Origin of the sequence: Arcobacter suis CECT 7833 (assembly GCF_003544815.1) — a bacterium.
In the GTDB taxonomy this organism is placed as follows: domain Bacteria; phylum Campylobacterota; class Campylobacteria; order Campylobacterales; family Arcobacteraceae; genus Aliarcobacter; species Aliarcobacter suis.
The window spans coordinates 1,512,229-1,531,204 of record NZ_CP032100.1; the positions used below are offsets into that span (position 1 = coordinate 1,512,229).

General features: G+C 25.3%; 25 protein-coding genes. 8 read left to right on the top strand and 17 right to left on the bottom strand.

Annotation, left to right across the window (positions count from 1 at the left end; genetic code table 11):
• Nucleotides 1-9 precede the first annotated feature (9 nt).
• Nucleotides 10-306, bottom strand: coding sequence for a putative quinol monooxygenase (locus tag ASUIS_RS07750; protein ID WP_118886491.1), 297 nt, complete (start codon nucleotides 304-306; stop codon nucleotides 10-12).
• A gap of 9 nt (nucleotides 307-315) precedes the next feature.
• Nucleotides 316-897 (bottom strand): NAD(P)H-dependent oxidoreductase, encoded by a 582-nt coding sequence (locus ASUIS_RS07755; RefSeq protein WP_118886492.1) that lies wholly within the window; start codon nucleotides 895-897, stop codon nucleotides 316-318.
• Between the two features lie 131 nt (nucleotides 898-1,028).
• Between ASUIS_RS07755 and ASUIS_RS07760 the strand changes: the two genes are divergently transcribed.
• From ASUIS_RS07760 to ASUIS_RS07770, 3 genes are all read left to right on the top strand, one after another.
• Nucleotides 1,029-1,400, top strand: a complete 372-nt coding sequence (locus tag ASUIS_RS07760; protein ID WP_118886493.1) for a winged helix-turn-helix transcriptional regulator — start codon at nucleotides 1,029-1,031, stop codon at nucleotides 1,398-1,400.
• 3 nt (nucleotides 1,401-1,403) lie between these two features.
• Nucleotides 1,404-2,303 carry an AEC family transporter gene (locus ASUIS_RS07765; protein WP_118886494.1) on the top strand — a complete coding sequence of 300 codons (900 nt, stop codon included), beginning with the start codon at nucleotides 1,404-1,406 and terminating at the stop codon, nucleotides 2,301-2,303.
• Between the two features lie 83 nt (nucleotides 2,304-2,386).
• Entirely contained in the window at nucleotides 2,387-3,121 is a 735-nt protein-coding gene (locus ASUIS_RS07770; protein ID WP_118886495.1) for a thioredoxin fold domain-containing protein, read from the top strand.
• A gap of 20 nt (nucleotides 3,122-3,141) precedes the next feature.
• Here the strand turns inward: ASUIS_RS07770 and ASUIS_RS07775 are convergent, their stop codons facing one another.
• Nucleotides 3,142-4,164 (bottom strand): YeiH family protein, encoded by a 1,023-nt coding sequence (locus ASUIS_RS07775; protein WP_118886496.1) that lies wholly within the window; start codon nucleotides 4,162-4,164, stop codon nucleotides 3,142-3,144.
• 101 nt (nucleotides 4,165-4,265) lie between these two features.
• On the opposite strand from ASUIS_RS07775, the gene ASUIS_RS07780 reads away from it, so the two are divergent.
• Entirely contained in the window at nucleotides 4,266-5,135 is an 870-nt protein-coding gene (locus tag ASUIS_RS07780) for a LysR substrate-binding domain-containing protein (RefSeq protein ID WP_118886497.1), read from the top strand.
• A 1-nt stretch (nucleotide 5,136) separates the two neighbouring features.
• Here ASUIS_RS07780 and ASUIS_RS07785 read toward each other — a convergent pair whose 3' ends face one another.
• The 5 genes from ASUIS_RS07785 to ASUIS_RS07805 all read right to left on the bottom strand — a co-directional run bounded on the left by ASUIS_RS07785 (nucleotide 5,137) and on the right by ASUIS_RS07805 (nucleotide 11,034).
• Complete coding sequence (locus tag ASUIS_RS07785; protein WP_118886498.1) at nucleotides 5,137-5,661, bottom strand: YbhB/YbcL family Raf kinase inhibitor-like protein; 525 nt, start codon at nucleotides 5,659-5,661, stop codon at nucleotides 5,137-5,139.
• Between the two features lie 65 nt (nucleotides 5,662-5,726).
• Nucleotides 5,727-6,572: a helix-turn-helix domain-containing protein gene (locus tag ASUIS_RS07790; protein ID WP_118886499.1), complete on the bottom strand. Its 846-nt coding sequence runs from the start codon at nucleotides 6,570-6,572 to the stop codon at nucleotides 5,727-5,729.
• A gap of 9 nt (nucleotides 6,573-6,581) precedes the next feature.
• On the bottom strand, nucleotides 6,582-9,251 hold the full coding sequence (locus ASUIS_RS07795; protein WP_118886500.1) for an ABC transporter substrate-binding protein: 2,670 nt from the start codon (nucleotides 9,249-9,251) through the stop codon (nucleotides 6,582-6,584).
• A 78-nt stretch (nucleotides 9,252-9,329) separates the two neighbouring features.
• On the bottom strand, nucleotides 9,330-10,142 hold the full coding sequence (locus ASUIS_RS07800; RefSeq protein ID WP_118886501.1) for an aldo/keto reductase family protein: 813 nt from the start codon (nucleotides 10,140-10,142) through the stop codon (nucleotides 9,330-9,332).
• 10 nt (nucleotides 10,143-10,152) lie between these two features.
• A complete protein-coding gene (locus ASUIS_RS07805; protein ID WP_118886502.1) occupies nucleotides 10,153-11,034 on the bottom strand; it encodes a DMT family transporter in 882 nt (293 codons plus the stop codon).
• Between the two features lie 188 nt (nucleotides 11,035-11,222).
• Here ASUIS_RS07805 and sugE point away from each other — a divergent pair, with 188 nt between their 5' ends.
• A complete protein-coding gene (sugE, locus tag ASUIS_RS07810; RefSeq protein ID WP_118886503.1) occupies nucleotides 11,223-11,546 on the top strand; it encodes a quaternary ammonium compound efflux SMR transporter SugE in 324 nt (107 codons plus the stop codon).
• 16 nt (nucleotides 11,547-11,562) lie between these two features.
• A complete protein-coding gene (locus ASUIS_RS07815) occupies nucleotides 11,563-12,918 on the top strand; it encodes an SLC13 family permease (protein WP_118886504.1) in 1,356 nt (451 codons plus the stop codon).
• 13 nt (nucleotides 12,919-12,931) lie between these two features.
• Here ASUIS_RS07815 and ASUIS_RS07820 read toward each other — a convergent pair whose 3' ends face one another.
• A complete protein-coding gene (locus tag ASUIS_RS07820) occupies nucleotides 12,932-13,459 on the bottom strand; it encodes an NAD(P)H-dependent oxidoreductase (RefSeq protein ID WP_118886505.1) in 528 nt (175 codons plus the stop codon).
• Nucleotides 13,460-13,581: 122 nt separating this feature from the next.
• Between ASUIS_RS07820 and ASUIS_RS07825 the strand changes: the two genes are divergently transcribed.
• The gene (locus tag ASUIS_RS07825) at nucleotides 13,582-13,923 is read left to right on the top strand and encodes a winged helix-turn-helix transcriptional regulator (protein ID WP_118886506.1); all 342 of its coding nucleotides are present in this window, start codon (nucleotides 13,582-13,584) and stop codon (nucleotides 13,921-13,923) included.
• A 2-nt stretch (nucleotides 13,924-13,925) separates the two neighbouring features.
• Here ASUIS_RS07825 and ASUIS_RS07830 read toward each other — a convergent pair whose 3' ends face one another.
• The 3 genes from ASUIS_RS07830 to ASUIS_RS07840 are packed head-to-tail and all read right to left on the bottom strand — an operon-like array spanning nucleotide 13,926 to nucleotide 15,718.
• Entirely contained in the window at nucleotides 13,926-14,516 is a 591-nt protein-coding gene (locus tag ASUIS_RS07830; protein ID WP_118886507.1) for a Crp/Fnr family transcriptional regulator, read from the bottom strand.
• Between the two features lie 4 nt (nucleotides 14,517-14,520).
• Nucleotides 14,521-15,141, bottom strand: coding sequence for a hypothetical protein (locus ASUIS_RS07835; protein WP_118886508.1), 621 nt, complete (start codon nucleotides 15,139-15,141; stop codon nucleotides 14,521-14,523).
• Between the two features lies 1 nt (nucleotide 15,142).
• Nucleotides 15,143-15,718, bottom strand: coding sequence for a TetR/AcrR family transcriptional regulator (locus tag ASUIS_RS07840; RefSeq protein WP_118886509.1), 576 nt, complete (start codon nucleotides 15,716-15,718; stop codon nucleotides 15,143-15,145).
• 91 nt (nucleotides 15,719-15,809) lie between these two features.
• Here ASUIS_RS07840 and ASUIS_RS07845 point away from each other — a divergent pair, with 91 nt between their 5' ends.
• Nucleotides 15,810-16,346, top strand: a complete 537-nt coding sequence (locus ASUIS_RS07845) for a carboxymuconolactone decarboxylase family protein (protein ID WP_118886510.1) — start codon at nucleotides 15,810-15,812, stop codon at nucleotides 16,344-16,346.
• Nucleotides 16,347-16,390: 44 nt separating this feature from the next.
• Here ASUIS_RS07845 and ASUIS_RS07850 read toward each other — a convergent pair whose 3' ends face one another.
• From ASUIS_RS07850 to ASUIS_RS07870, 5 genes are all read right to left on the bottom strand, one after another.
• A complete protein-coding gene (locus ASUIS_RS07850; protein WP_118886511.1) occupies nucleotides 16,391-16,735 on the bottom strand; it encodes a zinc ribbon domain-containing protein YjdM in 345 nt (114 codons plus the stop codon).
• Between the two features lie 49 nt (nucleotides 16,736-16,784).
• Nucleotides 16,785-17,027, bottom strand: a complete 243-nt coding sequence (locus tag ASUIS_RS07855) for a helix-hairpin-helix domain-containing protein (RefSeq protein WP_118886512.1) — start codon at nucleotides 17,025-17,027, stop codon at nucleotides 16,785-16,787.
• A 16-nt stretch (nucleotides 17,028-17,043) separates the two neighbouring features.
• The gene (locus tag ASUIS_RS07860) at nucleotides 17,044-17,490 is read right to left on the bottom strand and encodes a GyrI-like domain-containing protein (RefSeq protein ID WP_118886513.1); all 447 of its coding nucleotides are present in this window, start codon (nucleotides 17,488-17,490) and stop codon (nucleotides 17,044-17,046) included.
• Between the two features lie 60 nt (nucleotides 17,491-17,550).
• On the bottom strand, nucleotides 17,551-18,306 hold the full coding sequence (locus tag ASUIS_RS07865; RefSeq protein ID WP_118886514.1) for an alpha/beta fold hydrolase: 756 nt from the start codon (nucleotides 18,304-18,306) through the stop codon (nucleotides 17,551-17,553).
• A 236-nt stretch (nucleotides 18,307-18,542) separates the two neighbouring features.
• Nucleotides 18,543-18,956 (bottom strand): VOC family protein, encoded by a 414-nt coding sequence (locus ASUIS_RS07870; RefSeq protein ID WP_118886515.1) that lies wholly within the window; start codon nucleotides 18,954-18,956, stop codon nucleotides 18,543-18,545.
• Nucleotides 18,957-18,976 lie beyond the last annotated feature (20 nt).

Sequence of the window (18,976 nt, forward strand, 5' to 3'; positions counted from 1 at the left end):
TATTCCTTTTTAAATATCTAATTTTTCCAATTTACTAATTGATAAATTTTCTATTTTATTTTCTATTTTTGCAACAAAAGTTTTAAAATGTTCTTTTTGTTCATGTAAAGCTAAAAACTCAGAATTTTCCCAAGTTTCAACAAAAGTAAAACTATTTTTGTCACTTAAATCTTTGTGTAATTCATATTGAATACAACCTTCATCGTATTTATGTGTTGCTTCATAAAGTTTTACAAGTTCAGAATAAACTTCATCTGTAAACTCTTCTTTTACTTTTATATTTGCAACTATTACTATGTTTTTCAAGTTATTTCCTTATAAAAAGTTTTTAGTTAAAACTTTTTCAAATTTTTCTAGTTCAATATCTAAATTCAAATCACCTTTAAAAATATCATGAACTGAATAAGTTTCCAATGGTTCTAATCCACAAAATTGGAAAGTTTTGTGAACAGCAACATGAGCTTGGTCTAAAGACATTCCATCAAATAAACTATTTTTGTTATCAAAAGCAGATGCTGGGCAATTATAAGTTAAAGATAACATATATTTTTTACCTTGTAATAATCCACCACTTCCGTAAAGTTTTGAAGCATCAGTTCGGCTTCTTCCATCACTTGAATAATGTCGCCCTTGTGTAAATGTTTCATCAAAATATTTTTTTGCAATCCAAGGAACACTCATCCAATAAACTGGATATTGAAATAAAACATAATCTGCCCATTCAAACTTTTCACACTCTTCTTCTACGTTATAACCTTTTTCAATGTTTGTATGTTTTATTTCAAAACCATTTTTAACAAAAAAATCGTTTGCTTTATCTATGTAATGTTGAGTTAATTCACCCTTTGCTACAACATCGTAATATTGATGACCATTTAAAATTAAAACTTTTTTCATATTTTACTCCTTAAAATTATTTGAAAATTATATACACTATAAACTTAATTTACTCTTACTTTACTTTAGGTAAGTAATAGAGTTTAATTTACTTTATGTTATAATGATTTTGAAAATTTAAGGAATTTAATATGTATTATATAAACGATAAAGAATATAGATGTTCAGTTGCTGTAACACTTGATATTTTTAATGATAGATGGAAGTTAGCAATAATTTGGCATTTACTTGATGGAGATAAAAGATTTAAAGATTTACATGAAATTATAAATGAAATTACTCAAAAAACTTTAACAGTAAAACTAAAAGAACTTGAAGAAAAAAATATTATAAATAGAGAAGTTTATGCTGAAGTTCCACCAAAAGTAGTTTATAGTCTAACCCAAGCTGGGAAAAATCTAAAACCTGTTTTAGAAGAGATGCATAAATGGGGAATAGACTATGTCCAAGAGTTTGGAAAAATAACTCCTGAAAATCTTTGTAAAGCAAATATTTGTAATTAAGTCATGGAAAATTTTGTATTAATTTTATTAGCTATTGCTATTGGTTATGGAATAAATAGGTTAAATATATTTTCAAAAGATGCTCCAACAATTTTAAATCAATTTGTAATATATATTTCACTTCCAGCAATGATACTTTTACAAATTCCTAAACTTAGCTTTTCAATGGATACTTTGATTCCAATTATAATTGCTTGGATTGTTATGTTTTTTAGTGCAATTTTAGTTTTATTGTTAGCAAAATTTTTCTCTTTTTCAAAAGAGATTACAGGTTCGCTAATGTTAGTAGCAATTTTGGGAAATACTTCATTTATGGGAATTCCAATCGTAAACGCTTACATGGGTGAAAGTGCAATGCCTTATGTTTTAGTTTATGACCAATTAGGAACTTTTATTGCCTTGGCAGTTTATGGAACTTTTATAGCTTCTTATTATTCAAGTAAAAGCCAAATTACTTTTAAAATAATTACTTTTAAAGTTCTTACTTTCCCACCTTTTATATCTTTAGTCGCAGCTTTATTTTTAATTGGAGTTGAATTTAATCCAATTATTTCAAAAGTTTTAGCTACATTTTCAAGTACAATAGTTCCAATGGCTCTTGTGGCAGTTGGTTTACAGCTACAATTTAAACTACCCCGTGAAGATATAAAACCTTTTACACTTGCTCTTCTTATAAAACTTCTTATTGCTCCAATTATTGCAATAATTATTTGTAAAATATTTTCTTGGAATAATGATGTTTCAATAGTTTCAATCATGGAAGCAGGAATGGCTCCAATGATAACAGCAGGTGCAATTGCATCAATGGCTGGACTTGCTCCAAGGCTTAGTTCTGCTATTGTTGGATACGGAATACTGATATCATTTATTACAACAGCAATTTTATTTAAAATGATAAATTAATATTATAATTTTCTTTAAATAATACACGCATTCTTAATATAAAATAGATACAATACGCAAAAAAATTTATATTAGGATTTGTAATGTTTGATTTTACAAAAAAAGTGATAATCAGTTCTTTAGTTCTAGCAGGTAGTTTGAGTGCTGACTATAAAGAAGTATCAAAGGTTGAGATAGCTCAAATGGAGCAACTTGAATTATTTAAAAGAGCTCAAATAAAAATAAATAAAGCTTATGATACTGGAAGTTTGTATATTTTAAATATCAGTGTTCAAGGAAATCCTGATGAGATTTATTTAACAAAAGATAAAAAACTTGTTCTTGCAGGGGATGTAATTGATGCTTCAAATGGAATGAAAATAACTTCTCCAGCTGATGTAGCTCCAATTAGAGGAAAAGAAGCTTTTGTTTATGGAACAGGAACTGAAGAATACTTTTTATTTACAGATCCTGAATGTAAATACTGTAAAATGTTAGAATCTTATCTTCCAAAAATTCAAGATAAAGTAAAAATCAGAGTGTTTTATTACCCACTTGATTCTCACACAAATGCAAAAGATTTATCTTTATACATAATGAGTCAAAAAACAACAGATAAAAAAGTAACTGCTATGTTTGATTCAACTGCAAGTATAGAAAAAGCTAAAAGTATGAAATATACTCAAGCAGAACTTGAAAAATTAGAAAAACAATTAGATGAACAAATCCAAATTGGAATGAAATTAAATGTTCAAGGAACTCCAACTCTTTTTGATAAAGATGGAAAAAATATTATTTGGGTAAATTTACTAGAAAAATTCGGTATTGAAGTAAAATAAGTATCTTTAAGATACTTATTTTAAAAGAAAAACTTAACTAAAAAATATCCTACAACCATTAACCAAATAAATAAAATCAAAGACAAATAAAAAGGTTTCATTCCTACGTTTTTAAACTTATCAAAACTTGTTTCCATTCCTAAAGCTGTCATTGCCATTGTTAGAGAAAAAGTATCTATAAAGTTTATACTTTTAATTATATTTTCAGATAAAAATCCAAAAGAGTTAAAACCTGCAACTAATATAAACATCACGGCAAACCAAGGAATAATAAGCTTTGTTTTCTCATTTTTATTATGAAATCCAGTTTTAATCAACCAAAAAGATAATAAAATTAAAAAAGGCACTAAAAATATAACTCTTATCATTTTTACAATAATTGCATCTTTTGATACAGCTTCACCCAAAGATGTTGAAGCTCCAACAACATGAGCTACCTCATGTAAAGTTGAGCCAATATAAACTCCCATTTCAGATGCACTTAAATCAAAAATTCCTAATTTATATAAAAATGGATATAAAAACATAGTAATAGTTCCAAAAATTACCACAAAAGAGACAGCAATTGCACTTTTATAGGCTTCATTTTTCAAAACACTTTGAGTTGCTAATACAGCAGCAGCTCCACAAATAGAACTTCCAGCACTACATAAAATAGTAATTTCTCTATCTAGTTTTAAAACCTTCGTTCCTATTATATATCCAAAGATAAAAGTAAAAGCAACTATGCAAAAAGCTATAAAAACTCCACTAAACCCTACTTCTTGAAGATTTTGAAAAGTAAGTCTAAATCCATATAAAATAATCCCAAATCTTAAAATATATTTTGTAGAAAATATAATTCCACTTTGCCAAGTAGCTGGAAGTTTATGTTTTAAAGTATTGGCATAAAAAATTCCTAAAACTATTCCAATAATAAGTGGGCTAATTGCTAAATTTCTAAAAAAATCTGCTTCTGCTACAATTGTTGCAATTAATGCAAAAATACCTACAAATAAAACTCCATAAAAAGTATTTTTAATATTTAATTTATTAGTTTTCATAATATTATTCCTTTGATTTTTGAAGTATAACTGATATATTTTAATTTGTAAAATATATTATTTTTAATATAATGATTAATATTTCTAATAAGGACTTATAAATGACACTAAAAGAGTTGCACTTTTTTTATAAACTTTGTGAAAATCCACAAGTAACTCAAGTAGCACTTGAATTAAATATAAGTCAATCGGCAATTTCCCTGGCTATTAAATCTTTGGAAAATTCTTTAAATGAACAGCTTTTTGATAGAATTGGAAAAAAACTGATTTTAAATGAAAAAGGGAAATATTTTAAGGAAAAAACTCTTTTACACTACTTGGCACTTATTGATGCACAAAATATTTTTCAAGAGAATAAACTTGCAGGAAATATAAGAATAGCTACAAGTAAAACTATTTCAAACTATATAATGCCAAATATCTATTATGATTTTTTAACAAAATATAAAGATGTAAAACTAGATATTTTAACCATAAATTCAAGCAAAATTATAGATAAAATTCTAAAATCTCAACTTGATATTGGACTTATTGAAGTTGATATACAAAATTCAAGTTTAATAAAAGAAAAACTATGTGATGATGAACTAATAGTTGTTACAAGTGACAAAAATCACCATAAAGAAGCTTTTATTGATAGCATAAAAAAAAGATGGATTTTAAGAGAAACTGGCTCAGGAACACGAGAAATATTTATAAATCATCTTGGAGAAATAGCAAAAGATTTAGATATTTTTATGCAATTACAAGATTTTGAAGAGATTAAAACTATAATTTTAAATAATCCAAATACAGTAACAGCTATCTCAAAAGTTATTGTACAAAAAGAGCTAAAAGAGAAAAAACTATTTCAAATCAAACTAAAAAATCTAGAATTAAAAAGAGAGTTTTATTTAGTTTATCATAAAGAAAAATCAAAAAACCTACTTTTTGAAACCCTAATAGAGTTTCTAAAAAGCAGATTTATATAATTTATCTTCCGTAATATGAAATCAAAGAAGCTTTTGCCAAAGAGTGAGAGTTTAAATAAAATCCAACTAATGCAGCATTTGCATTTTTATCTAATCCTAAAGTTTCAACATCAAGGGCATGAACCGTAAAAATATATTTATGAGCTTTATCTCCTTGGGGAGGACAAGCACCACCAAATCCACTTTTTCCATAATCAGTTATACTTTGAATAGCATCTTTTGATTCACTATTTCCAAAACCACTTGGAAGTGTAAATTTATCTTTTGAAATATCAAAAACAACCCAATGCCACCATCCTGAGCCAGTTGGTGCATCTGGATCATAAACAGTAACTGCAAAAGATTTTGTTCCCTTTGGAGCGTCTTTCCAAGAAAGTTGTGGTGAAATATTTTCACCAGTACATCCAAAACCATTGAAAACTTGTTTGTTTGTAAGTTGTCCTTGTAAATCAGTACTACTTAATGTAAAATTTTGTGCAAAAATAATACTTGCACTAAAAACTATTAATAATGCTATTTTTTTCATAATCTTTCTCCTTTAATTTAAAAATATTATATAAAAAATGAATCTTTAATTCTATTAGAAAAAATTCAATTTTTGTTGTTTTTTATCTGTTTTGGAGTAATTTTATACTCTTTTTTAAAAGCTTGAATAAACCAAGAAATATTATCAAATCCACTTTGTTGACATACTTCAGTAACATTATAGTCTGTTGTTTCAAGTAATAATTTTGCTTTTTCAAGTTTTTTAATAATTTGCCATTTTTTAGGAGTTATTCCAAAATTATCTTTAAATTTATTTCTAAAAGCTAAATCAGTAATATTAAACTCTTTTGCAAATAAAAGCACATTTTTATCGACTTCAAACTCTTTTTCTATTTTTGTTTTAAAAGAATTATTTGTATAAATTGAAGATAAAAATGCTTCAAAACTCTTTTTTGAATTGGATTCCAATATATTTAAAAAGGCTTCTTCTAATTTAAGTTTAATTATAAATTCTTGGTTTGATGTTACAGTTTTCAAATATGATAAAACAGAAGATTGGAAAATTTCAAATTTTGTTGTTTTTTCAATTTTTAAAATATTATTCTCAAATAATCTTTTTTCATCAAAATGTAAATCATATTTTTTTATAAAATCCAAAAGAAGATTATCATCATACATAAATAATATTGCTTCATAATAGTTATCTAAAATTTCACTCATTACATAATTTCCACTTTTTAAAAAAAGTACATCTTGTGAGTTTGCGACTATTCTTTCATCTTTAAAATGAAGTATTTTAGAACCTTTTATTACAAATATAAGCATATTTGTAGAGATAAAAACTTCATTTTTATGTTGTTCTTCATATTGAATATATTTGCATATTGAAAGATTTTCTAACTTATTTAAAGTATGATTTTTTTCCAAAAAATCAGGTAGTACAAATTTCATTAAAATATCCTATTCATTTACTACTTTATTTCTTCCTGATTCTTTTGCCATATAAAGCAATTTATCTGCTTTTTTATATATATCATCTATATCCATAATATTGCTTGCATAATCGCTAATTAACCCCATAGATACAGTAATATGTTCACTTACATTACTACTTTTATGTTCTATTTTTAAATTTTGTATATTTTTTAAAATTTTATTTGCAAATTCAAAAGCTTTTTCTTTATTTTGGCATTTAAACAATATACCAAACTCTTCTCCACCTAATCTAAAACAATAATCATTTGCTCTTGTAGTAGATTCTGTTAAGGTATTTGCTACTTTTTTTAAAGCATTATCCCCCATTTGATGACCATATGTATCATTGTATTGTTTAAAATAATCAACATCCATAATCAAAAATGAGATAAATTGATTTTCTCTTTTTGCACTATTTATAAATTTTGTAGAAAAATCATTAAAATAACGTTGATTATAAATATTTGTTAAACCATCTGTTATAGATATTTGTTCAATAATTTTTTTATCAGTTATATCTTGTTTTATTGAAATGTAGCCTATTTTGTTATTAAACTCATCAAATTTTGGGCTTATTGTTATGTGTATCCAATAATCTACTCCATCTTTTGCTCTATCTTTAATATCTCCCTTCCAAATCTTATTTGCACTAATTGTATTCCACAAATCTTTATAAATTTCACTAGAAATATCAGGATGTCTTACAATATTATGATTTTGACCAATAAGTTCTTCCCTTGAATACTTACTAATACGACAAAAAGCACTTGAAACATCTGTGATAAATCCTTTTAAATCTGTTGAAGAAGAAATTATATGTTCATCAATTAATTTATTAAAACTTTTTAATCTCGTTTCTATTTTTTTTCTTTTTTTAATTTCTATTTTTAATTTTAAATTTGCATTTATAAATATAAAAAGAATAATTCCAAATAAAAATATTGTTCCAAAAACCCAAAGTGCAATTACTTTATAATTTGTTGATTCTCCAATATTTATAGGAATCCATTTATTAAAAATTATTTGTTTATCTTCAAAAGTCAAAGTACCAATTGCTTTATTAAAAATATCATTTAATAAAGGTTCATCAACTCTTGTTCCAATACTTAAATCCCAATTTTCATCTATTTTTCCACTAATCTTTAATTGGGCAATAAATTTATTTTGTATAGCATAAGAAACGGTGGTTAAAGTATCAATAAATCCGAATAATTCTTTATTTTTAACTTTATTTAAACCATCTTCAATATTTTCAACTTCAGAAATATTTATATTAGGATATTTCTTTTTTAAAACTTCAACATATGCATAATCTTTTACTATACCTATTTTCTTATTTTCAATATCAGAAATATTTGGGATAAAAAGTTCATCAATTCTTGTTACTATAATCAAAGGAGATTGAATATATGTTTTTGTAAAATTTAAAAATTCTTTTCGTTTTTGAGTTGATATAAGAAGAGAAATAATATCGCATTTTTTATTCTCTACAAAAGTTAAAGATTCTTTCCAACTTGAAGTTGGAACAAGTTTTAAAGGAATACCTAATTTTTGTTCAAAAATTTTAAAATAATCTGCTGTGATACCCACATGTTTTGAATCAATAATTTTTTCAAAAGGCATCCAATTTGGATCAATACAATAAGTCATCTCTTTTTTATTTTTTATATAATTTAACTCTTCTTTAGTCAAATTTAAATTATTTTTGAAATCTCCAAAAATAAAATCTTTTATATTTAAACTATTTTCTGATAAACCATAATCTTTATATAATTCTGAAATATATTGAAAACGTCCCTTATCTGAACTTCCTAAAGTAGCATCTTTTATATCTATCATCTCTTCAATTACATTTGCTTCAAATCTTAAATGCTCAATAGATTTTTTATTATTATATTTATTATGAATTAATTGAACTATTTCTTCTTTATGCTTTAAAGCATAGTCCCAACCTTTTAGTGTTGCTTTTTTAAATTTTTCGACACGATCTGGATGATTTATTGCTTCATTTTTATTTGTAAATAACATATCTCCATATAAATCAAATCCATAATTTATTGGATTAATAACATTAACATCTATATTTTTTTCTTTAAAATAAAAAGGTTCATTACTCAAATAAGCAGAAGATAAATCTATCTCTTTGTTAAGCAATTTTAAGTAGTCATTAGCTTCTCTTTTTGCTACAAAATTTGGTTTAATATCCATCTTTTTTAACATTGCTAATATTGCAAAACTATCAATATCATTTCCATAAAATGAAATGTTTTTATTATTTAAAGCATAAGGAGAATCTATTCCACTACTTTTTAAAGAAATTAAAACATTTGGAGAATGCTGAAATATAGGAGCTACAATAACAACTGGTTCATTTCTCATTTTATACAACAATAAAGCTGAATCAGCTACTCCGTAGTGTGCTTCTTCATCTATTACTTGTTGAATATTATTAAATCTTAAATCTCTTTGTTTTATATCAACATCTAATCCAACTTCATCGTAAAAACCTTTTTCTTTTGCAACATAGTATCCTGCAAATTGAAATTGATGAAACCATTTTAATTGAAGAGTTACTTTTTCTTTAGAATATGCAAATGTAAATAATAAAATTATTAATATTATTTTAGATTTGAAGAGAATTTCAATTATTCTCATAAATTAAACCTTTTTCTTAAAAATTACCTAAATTTTTAAAATTATTATACTAAAAATATCAGATAATAAATCGAGGTATTAGTTTAAAAAACTGGAAATTTGTTTAATTTCTTCATTTGTAAGTTCAAAACCACTAATTTTCAAATCTTCAATCATATGTTTTGTTGAAGTTGTGCCATTTAGCGGAACAATATCTATATGATTTAAAAATCTATAAAAGATTTCAGCTACACCTTTTTTATATTTGAGTGCTAGATTTTGTAAAACTTCATGTGAAAGAATATTTGGATTTGCAGTTAGTGACCAAAAACTCTCATAAGTGATGTTATGCTGTTTACAAAAAGCTCTTAAATCTTTGTCATAACCTGATTGAGCATAAAATCTGTTTTGGACAATAGTTGGTTTTACTTTTGCGTTATTGTATAAATATTTTAAAACATCTAAATCATAACAATTACTAATTCCCAAAGCCCCTACTTCTTTTTTGTCATAAAACTCTTCCATTTTTTGCCAAACTTTTTGAAGTTTACTTCCTGGATATACGGGTGAATGTAAAATATAAGCGTTTATAAAGTCAGTTTTTAGATTTTTTTTAGATTTTTCAAAGGATTTTTCTACTTGTACTTCTATTTCATCACTTTCTAAATATGGCATATTAGTTTGGTCTTGTCCATCAATTGGAGTAAATTTTGTTTGTAAAAATAAATCTTCTCTTTTTATTCCTATTTCATACGCTTTTTGTAAACCAAGACCAACTAAATCTTCTCTGTAATGTTTTGGTTGACATGCGGTATCAATGCCTTTAAAACCTTGTTTTAAAGCTTCAAAAACTAAATTTGTTGTATTTTCTTTTTTCCAAGCTGTTCCATAAATCATATTTGGTATTTTCATAATAATTCTCTTATTTTTGTTTTAATAGAACTATTGTAGCAAATGTTGAGATTATAATTCCCACTAAAATCCAAGATGTTATAAGTTTTCTTTCAAATATATACATCAATACAGCAACCGCTGCTGGATTTAAATATATATATGCCATAAGTTTTTTAGGACCTAATATAATTGAAGATTTTTGATATAAATACACAGTTGTTAAAGTCGCCCCAATTACTAAATAAGCCATATAAAAAATCAAATCTCCTTCTATTTTTTCCCACTCTAAAGGTATATTAAAAATTTCTAAAGCTAAAAACATCCAAATGCAACCACCAAGTAAAGTTGTAAAAACTAATACAAAAAGTTCATCATCTTTTTTATGAAGAAATTTTAATGAAATAGAATACAAAGCCATAAAAACCGTTGCAAACAAGAAAATAAAATCTCCATAATTCAAAGAAAAACTCAAGAATAATTCTAAATTTCCTTTAAAAACAACAATACAAGTACCAATTATTCCAATAAAATATAAAATCATCTGATAAAAACTAATTTTATCTTTAAATATAAAAACACAAAAAACTGCAGTTATTAAAGGAACTAAAGTATATAAAGTTCCAGCATTTAAAGCAGTTGTTGTCTCTAAAGCTTTGAAAAATGAGATAAAATATAAAGAGTAAAATAGACTAATAATCATGGCACGAGGCATTGTAGAAATAATTTTTTCTCTAAGTTTTTTGTTTAAAAGAACCACTGGTGATAAAAACAAAGAAGCTAAAAAAAATCTAAACAAAGTAAGTGAAATAGAATCAATCACTCCTGAAAGTTTAGAAGAAGCAATAAAAGAACCAGCTACTAAAAAAGTAGCAAAAAGTACTAAAAAATGAGCTTTAAGTGTTTGAGTCAAAAAAATCCTTTGATAAATAATAGATGTAATCTTAGTGAAATAACATTATAATTTCATTTACATATGTTGATTAAACTATAATTTATCACTTTTTTAAGAAATTTTGTATAAAATTTATACAAGTAAGTAAGGACGACCTTACCTCTACATTTAATTTAGAGGACGACCTCATTTTTAAAGGAAAATGTATGAGTACAAATTGGGTTATTCTTATAATTGCTGGATTATTTGAAATATTCTGGGCAATAGGTCTTAAATATACGGATGGTTTTAGCAAACTAATACCTAGCATTTTAACTATACTTTCAATGCTTATAAGTGTTTGGTTACTAAGTATTTCACTAAAAACTCTTCCTCTTGGAACTGCTTACGCTGTTTGGGTTGGAATTGGAACAGTTGGTACAGTAATAGCTGGTATAATTCTTTTTAATGATTCTGTTAATTTACTTAGAATTATAAGTATTCTTTTTATTATTCTTGGTATTATTGGATTAAAAATCACTACTTCTTAAAATAAAAAGGCTTTTTTTGATTAAAAATATTCTATTCTTTCTTATTCCTTTAGTCATTTATATTAGTTTATCAAACTTCATTGTAGATGAAAAAAATGTGATTTTAGTAACTTTACTTATAACAGTTATTATTTTTTGGGCAACTTCAATAATACCTGATTATCAAACTTCGCTAATTTTTTTATTTACAAGTTTAATATTTTCTTTAAGTAGCAAAGATATTATTTTTTCAGGATTTTCATCTTCTGCATTTTGGCTTGTATTTGCTGGAATGTTAATAGCAAGTGCTATAAAAAATGTAAAATTAAGTGAGAGATTTTCAACTTTTTTTACCAATATAAAAAATCCAAGTTATTTAAGTATTTTGATTTATATAAATATTTTTTCTTTATTATTTAGTTTTATTATGCCTTCAAGCTTAGGAAGAATTGTACTTTTAATTCCAATTGCAGCTATTATTGCCAAAAACTTTGGATTTAAAGAACATGATAATGGTTATGTTGGAATCATGTTAGCTTTTATTTTTTCAACAGTAATTCCTGCTTTTGCAATTTTACCTGCAAATGTACCAAACATGATATTAAGTGGATTAACCCATGAAATCTATGGTTTTGAGCTTTTATATTCGCACTATTTAGTTGCAAACTTTTTTGTTTTAGGTTTTATAAAAAATATAATTATTGTTGCTATGATTTATTTTATGTATCACGATACAGTAAAACCTTCTATTTTAAAAAGTGAAAAAAATCTTTTATCAAAAGATGAAAAAATAGTTATTGGTACAACGCTTATGATGCTACTTTTTTGGACTACAGATTTTATTCATGGTATTTCTGCAAGTGTAATTGCTATTGTTGGTGTTTTATTTTTAGCAAATCCAGCTATAAATATCATAAAAAACAAAGATTTAAATAGCATAAATTTTGCTTCTTTACTTTTAGTTGCTTCGATTATTAGCCTTGGAAATATAGTTGCAAATAATGATTACATAAAAGAGATTCTAAATACAACTATTAATCATTTTGAACCAACAAGTTATGAGATACTAAATCAAATAATTATTAGTTTATTTATGGCTATTAGTGGTATATTTATAACTCAACCATCAATTCCAGCAATTTTTACACCAATGGCAGAACATATAAGTTTAATAAGTAATTTTAGTTTAAATGAAGTAATTATGATGGAAGTAACAGCATTTTCAACTATATTTTTACCATTTCAATCACCACCAATAATAATTGGTTTAGCTTTAGCAAATATCAAACAAACTAAAGGGGTTAAGTTTTTATTGATACTTGCTGTTATTACTATAATTTTTTTATTTCCATTACAATATTTCTGGATGCAACTTGTAAAAAATATAATTTAGACATTTCAAAATTTTATTTTGAAATGTTTTTTATATATTCCACATAATTTTTTGCAGATTCTTCAAGTTGTTCATCACTTATAACAAATGTTTCATAAGTAACAAAAGGATTTTGATAATCCATTTTTATATAATTTGCAGTTCCAACAAATGGAGTTAAAAACTCTTCAACTGAATGTTTATTACTTCCTGTTGAGCTGTATTGTGCTATTCCACTTCCTGTACTTACAGCAATAACAAACTTTTTACCTTCAAGTTTATAGTTTTCTCCATAAGCAAAATTATAAGTAAAAACTACATCTAACCACTCTTTTAAAAGTGCTGGAGAACTTAACCAATACATTGGAAATTGGAAAATAATTACATCATTTTGTAAAAGTAATTCTTGTTCTTTTTCTACATCTATTTTAAAATCTGGATATTTTGCATATAAATTATTTACTGTTACATTCTCTTCTTTTTGAGCTGTTTGACTTAAAAATTTATTTACTCTTGACTCATCTATATTTGGATGAACTAGGTTGATTAATACTTTCTTCATTTTTTATCCTTTTATATATTTTCAAAATCTTATCCATTTATGACATTTTTGTCAAGTAGTGATAAATATGTCATAATTGATATTTTAGTCATTATTAGATAAAATACGTCAAAGGATAAATAATGATAAAACTAAATGGAAAACAATACGAATGTCCAAGTAAAATACCTATGGATTTAGTTGATGATAAATGGAAATTTTTAATACTTTGGAATTTATCTACAAAACCATTACGAATTAGTGAATTATCAGAAAAAATTTCCGACACTTCACAAAGAACTTTAAGCAGAAAACTAAAAGCTTTAGAAGAAGTATCTCTGGTACAAAGAGTTGTTTTTCCAGAAGTTCCACCAAAAGTTGAATATTCACTAACAATTCATGGGGAAAGACTTCTTGAAATATTTACAATAATGGCTAAATGGGGAGAACAATATGCTAAAGATATGGATGCGATAATAGAATAACTTTATTTATTTAACTTTTTTCTAATTCGGCTTAATTGAGTTGGAGTTATGCCTAAATGATTTGCGATATGGTGCTTGGCTATTCTATTTTCGATATTTGGATTATTTTTTATAAAATTCTCATATCTTATTGTTGCATCATCAAGAATTAGAGAAATCTCATTTTTTTCTTTTATTATTACCCAGTTTTTTTCTAAATAATTTATATAAAAAGTTTTAAATTCATTGTATTTATCTATCAACTCTTTATATTTTTCAAAATCTATAAAAATAAGCGTACAATCTTCCAAAGCTTCTATATTTAGATATGAATCTTCTTTTGTAAGAAGTGAAACCTTTGAAGCTGAAAAATAATTCTCACTAAAAAGATTTTTAGTATAAATCTCACCATTCTCACCTAAATAATAAGTTCGTAAAATCCCTTTACAAATAAAATAGATATATTTTGCTTTTGAATAATTATCAAGTAAAATTTCACCTTTTTTTACCTCTTTTAAAAAAGTGATATTTTTGAGTCTTTCAAAATTCTCATTATTAAAATCATAATATTGTTTACATATATTTCTAAACTGCTCATAATACAACTCTTTCATAAAATCAATCTTCCATACCAATTCTTAAAAATCCAGTAAATGCTGCATTATCAAAACTCAAAGTTTTATCTACATTTTTTTTCATCTCATTGAGTATTTTTTTGTAAGAATCATAAAATTCAAAACTAGGAGTTGGTTTGTAAACTAAATCTTTTATTTCAAAATATTTGATTACATTTTTTGTGGTTGTAGGTTTTATAAAATACTCTTTTTGTCTATTGTTATAATACAAAATTACAGAAATTATCGTCCATTTTGCAAGACTATATTGAGCTAAAAACTCTACTATTCCCTCAAAACCATTTTTTTGATTTCCATGTAGAAGTTCATATAATTCAATACTTAACATATCTTTTTCATAGGAAGTTAAACCAGCTAACATATCACGAAATTTTAGTTTATCAAACAACGAAACCAAAACAGATTTTTGAATGATTTTGAAAAAAGCATCCACAACCAAGTTTGGATTAGAAAAATTCTCTTTTTTTAGATTTTCTTTTGTGAACTCTTCAAGTTTTGAGGGGTTAAACTTTTTCATTGTTGGGAAAAACTTCGCATCTTCAAAACCCTTTGGATATTGAAATAAAAACTCTGCTTCCATATCTTTTAATTTTTCTAAATTCATCTTAACTCTTTTTAAATGACATTATATATGAAGATAAAATATCAACAACATCTACATAATCTTGGATATTTCCAGTAGCTTTTGCAGATAATATTGCACCTTCTAAAGTTGAAGCTATATAAAGCGCAAGTTTTGTTGTATCACACGCTTTCATCTCATTTTTTTGTATTGAAATATCTAAAATATCTTTTATATTTTTTCTAAATGATTGATAAATCTCTTCCATTAAAACTTTGAAATCTTCATCAATATTTGACATCTCTTGCACAATATTTGCAATAGGACAACCTTTGTTAAAATCCCTTTGGCTTGTATCTTTTAAGCCATTTATAAAAGCTTCTAAATAGCCTGATTCTAAGGCTAAAATCAAAGAATATCTTTGTACAAATCGTTCGTAGATTTTCTCTTTTATACAAACCAATGCCATATCTTTTTTATTTTCAAAAAAATGGTACATTGAACCTTTATGTACCTTTGCATTTTTTAATATTGTAGTTAATGATGCACCTTGATAGCCATTTGAATAAATCTCACTAAAGGCTGAATCTATTAAATTTTTTCTTGTATTATTTTCCATTTTGAATTATAACATTTTAAACTTGACAAATTGGTCAAGTTTTATTAAAATTAGACTTGACCAATTTGTTAACAATAAAAAAGGATAAACAATGCCAATTATAAAAACATACGAAACAAATGAAGTAAGTGGTGAATTACTTGAAATTTATAATGAAATTATCAAAGTAAGAGGAAGTGTTGGAAACAATGCAAAACTATTTAGTTCAAGTCCTGAACTTTTAAAACAGCAATTAGATTTTATAAAATATTACTCAACTCACCCTACTTTATCAATGGCACTACTTGCAAGTATTAGAATTTGTGTATCAAGTAAAGAAGAGTGTAATTTTTGTATCGATTTTAATACAGCAATGTTAGTAAACCATGCAAAATGGAGTATTGAAGAAGTACAATCAATGAAAAAAGATTTAGATAGCTCAAAATTAACGCAAAAAGAGAATGCCCTTTTGAAATTTGTAATCAACTCTATGAAAGATCCTCACAAAGTAAATGAAAATGATATGGATGAACTAAGAAAGTTGGATTGGCAAGACAAAGATATAATAGATGCACTAAATCATGGAGCTAGAATGTTAGCAACTGATATATTATTTAACGCATTTAAAATTGAAGATTATAAGGCTTGAGATTTTAAGAAGTTTTGAAATTCAAAACTTCTTATTTAATTAAATTAAGATTTTTTAACAAACTCTTGTTTCAATTTAATAGCTCCAACACCTGTAACTTTACAGTCGATGTTATGACCATCATTTCCTTCAACAAGTCTAATACCTTTTATTTTAGTACCAACTTTAATTCCAGATGAACTTCCTTTAACTTTTAAATCTTTAATAACAGTTACATCATCTCCATCTTGTAAAATAGTACCATTTGCATCTTTTACTACTAATGTATCACTACTTTGCTCAGCTGCATCCTGTGACCATTCATTAGCACACTCAGGACAGATATATAAATTCCCATCTTCGTAAGTGTATTCACTTCCGCATTTTGGGCAGTTTGGTAATTGACTCATTATTTTCCTTTTGACATTAAATGCCCGATTATACAATAATAATGCTTTCTTATGATTTAGGGTGATTTTTTGCAAAATCTATTGCATTTTGAACAGCTTTTTTTGCTTGAGGAGAATTTTTCCAACAAGAACTTCCTAAAATATCTGAAACGATATCTGTAATCTCTTCCACATTACTTTTTGCCAAATCTTCTAAAGAATTAATACCGATTTGTTCAAATCGTTTAACAACTGTTTCGCCTACATATTTAACTTTTAAGAGTTCTTCTTTTTGCTCTTTTTGAAATGCCATATTTTTTGCCTAAATGTTATTTTATAGAAATATATATTTCTATTTCATCATCTTTTGAATATTTTTCAAAATCAAAATTGTATGCTCTTTCATACTCACACTCTTTTGAAGCGAAATAGTCCCAAACTTCATGCCAAGTTTCTATTACAACTTTTGGAAATTCACCTTTTTTTGAAAATACCAAATATCTATCTTTTTCTATAGTAATTGCATTTTTAAATTTTGTAACTTCAACACCAATTGTATAATCATAATCAGAATTTACATCTTTTTCATATTTATTGTAAACTCCAAACATAGCCAAATTTCTTGACTTGTTGAATGTTTTACTTTCAATATTTTCATCTACATATCTTTGCCAAAGTTGTGGTATCTGTGCTGTTGTTTCATCTAATTCTATTTTGTTGTTTGTTCTTGTTGTGATTCCCGCAACATAAAATTTTTCTAAATATTTTACTTTCATCTTTTCACTTTATTAGTTAATTTTGGAACGTATAGTACTATAATATTTTTTCATAGAGATTTAGAAAAATCTTTTTATATATGAAACAACTATCTCTTTTTCTTCTTTATATACTTCATGTTCAGCAAAAGGGATATTTAAAATTGAGCACTCACTTAATTTGCTTTGAAGAACTTCAAAACTATTTAATGAAGTTAAAAAATCATTATCTCCTCTTATTAAAAGTGTTTTTGCGCTAATATTTTTTACATTTTCATTTGGATAGCCACTACTTGACTCATCTATCCACATTTTAATCAATCCTTTTGATAATAATTCAAAATTTGCTTCTGAGTTTAGTTTTTGATATAAATCATACTCTTTAGAAAAAATATTTTTCATTTCTTCAGCTGTTAATGATTTATATATATCTTTTTGTTGTTCATCAAGATTCCATGAAGAAGCAATTGAAACGAGTTTCTCAACTTTTATTTTATTTGAAGAAGCCATTCTTAAACCAACAATGCCACCATCACTAAAACCTATAATCGAAACTTTTTTTATATTTAAATAATCTAAAATAGCATATATATCATTTTCTATAAGTTCATACGATAATTTATTTTTTCCTAATGTAGAAGCTCCATGTCCTCTACTGTCAATGCCAATAATTCTATAATCGTTTATAAAATCTTTTGCTATTTCACCTAAATCTTCAATAGTTCCTAATCCACCATGTAAAAATAGAAGAACATCTTTACTTTTATCACCTAACTCTTCATAGTAAATTTTTGCTGTATCAATTTGTAAATAAGTATTATTTTTATGAGTAAACATAACTGTATCCTTTTTTTAAAAATGTTATCATAGAAAAATAAAAAACAAAATAATTATTACAAATTGTAATGTTTTTATATTATTTTTTCAAATCAATTTCCATACTAAAATTTTTCAACTCAACATTTTCTCTTTTTACAAGATTTTCTTTAACTTGTATAAATCCAAACTTCACAAAAAATGGCTTTGCAGTGATACTTGCATCACTTTGATTTTATCCTTGAACTTTCGAGAATTCAAGTTTTTTTACTTGCAAATCCTAAAATATAACCATTGATATCTTTGATATAAAACTCTCTTTGTCCATACCAAGTAGTATCAATTTCTTTGTAAATGCTTACTTTATCTTTTATTTTTAAATACAATTCATCAACATTTTCAACATCAATATACAAAGTTAAAGAAGCTCCTATATTGTCAAAAAAGACTCCAACATCTTCTTTTAAACTTTCAACGCTTTGAAGCATAATTGAAATATTGTCTTTATGTATCATTGCCCAAATATAATTTAATTCTTTTTTGATTTCTGTATCAAAAATAGTTTTTGACTCATCTACTAGCATTTGTAATTCAAAATCAAAATTTTCTTGATAGTATTTTATTGTTGAAGCTATATCATTAACAGCTAAATTCAAAGTTATTGATTTCATTATAAAAGTCCTTATGTTTT

Coding starts and splice junctions, on each gene's coding strand:
- ASUIS_RS07870 (WP_118886515.1), bottom strand. CDS start 18,956: ATGAAATCAATAACTTTGAATTTAGCTGTTAATGATATAGCTTCAACA.
- ASUIS_RS07765 (WP_118886494.1), top strand. CDS start 1,404: ATGGAAAATTTTGTATTAATTTTATTAGCTATTGCTATTGGTTATGGA.
- ASUIS_RS07820 (WP_118886505.1), bottom strand. CDS start 13,459: ATGAAGAAAGTATTAATCAACCTAGTTCATCCAAATATAGATGAGTCA.
- ASUIS_RS07780 (WP_118886497.1), top strand. CDS start 4,266: ATGACACTAAAAGAGTTGCACTTTTTTTATAAACTTTGTGAAAATCCA.
- ASUIS_RS07755 (WP_118886492.1), bottom strand. CDS start 897: ATGAAAAAAGTTTTAATTTTAAATGGTCATCAATATTACGATGTTGTA.
- ASUIS_RS07790 (WP_118886499.1), bottom strand. CDS start 6,572: ATGAAATTTGTACTACCTGATTTTTTGGAAAAAAATCATACTTTAAAT.
- ASUIS_RS07840 (WP_118886509.1), bottom strand. CDS start 15,718: ATGGAAAATAATACAAGAAAAAATTTAATAGATTCAGCCTTTAGTGAG.
- ASUIS_RS07830 (WP_118886507.1), bottom strand. CDS start 14,516: ATGAAAGAGTTGTATTATGAGCAGTTTAGAAATATATGTAAACAATAT.
- ASUIS_RS07865 (WP_118886514.1), bottom strand. CDS start 18,306: ATGTTTACTCATAAAAATAATACTTATTTACAAATTGATACAGCAAAA.
- ASUIS_RS07835 (WP_118886508.1), bottom strand. CDS start 15,141: ATGAATTTAGAAAAATTAAAAGATATGGAAGCAGAGTTTTTATTTCAA.
- ASUIS_RS07800 (WP_118886501.1), bottom strand. CDS start 10,142: ATGAAAATACCAAATATGATTTATGGAACAGCTTGGAAAAAAGAAAAT.
- ASUIS_RS07860 (WP_118886513.1), bottom strand. CDS start 17,490: ATGAAAGTAAAATATTTAGAAAAATTTTATGTTGCGGGAATCACAACA.
- ASUIS_RS07795 (WP_118886500.1), bottom strand. CDS start 9,251: ATGAGAATAATTGAAATTCTCTTCAAATCTAAAATAATATTAATAATT.
- ASUIS_RS07850 (WP_118886511.1), bottom strand. CDS start 16,735: ATGAGTCAATTACCAAACTGCCCAAAATGCGGAAGTGAATACACTTAC.
- ASUIS_RS07855 (WP_118886512.1), bottom strand. CDS start 17,027: ATGGCATTTCAAAAAGAGCAAAAAGAAGAACTCTTAAAAGTTAAATAT.
- ASUIS_RS07845 (WP_118886510.1), top strand. CDS start 15,810: ATGCCAATTATAAAAACATACGAAACAAATGAAGTAAGTGGTGAATTA.
- sugE (WP_118886503.1), top strand. CDS start 11,223: ATGAGTACAAATTGGGTTATTCTTATAATTGCTGGATTATTTGAAATA.
- ASUIS_RS07775 (WP_118886496.1), bottom strand. CDS start 4,164: ATGAAAACTAATAAATTAAATATTAAAAATACTTTTTATGGAGTTTTA.
- ASUIS_RS07825 (WP_118886506.1), top strand. CDS start 13,582: ATGATAAAACTAAATGGAAAACAATACGAATGTCCAAGTAAAATACCT.
- ASUIS_RS07760 (WP_118886493.1), top strand. CDS start 1,029: ATGTATTATATAAACGATAAAGAATATAGATGTTCAGTTGCTGTAACA.
- ASUIS_RS07785 (WP_118886498.1), bottom strand. CDS start 5,661: ATGAAAAAAATAGCATTATTAATAGTTTTTAGTGCAAGTATTATTTTT.
- ASUIS_RS07770 (WP_118886495.1), top strand. CDS start 2,387: ATGTTTGATTTTACAAAAAAAGTGATAATCAGTTCTTTAGTTCTAGCA.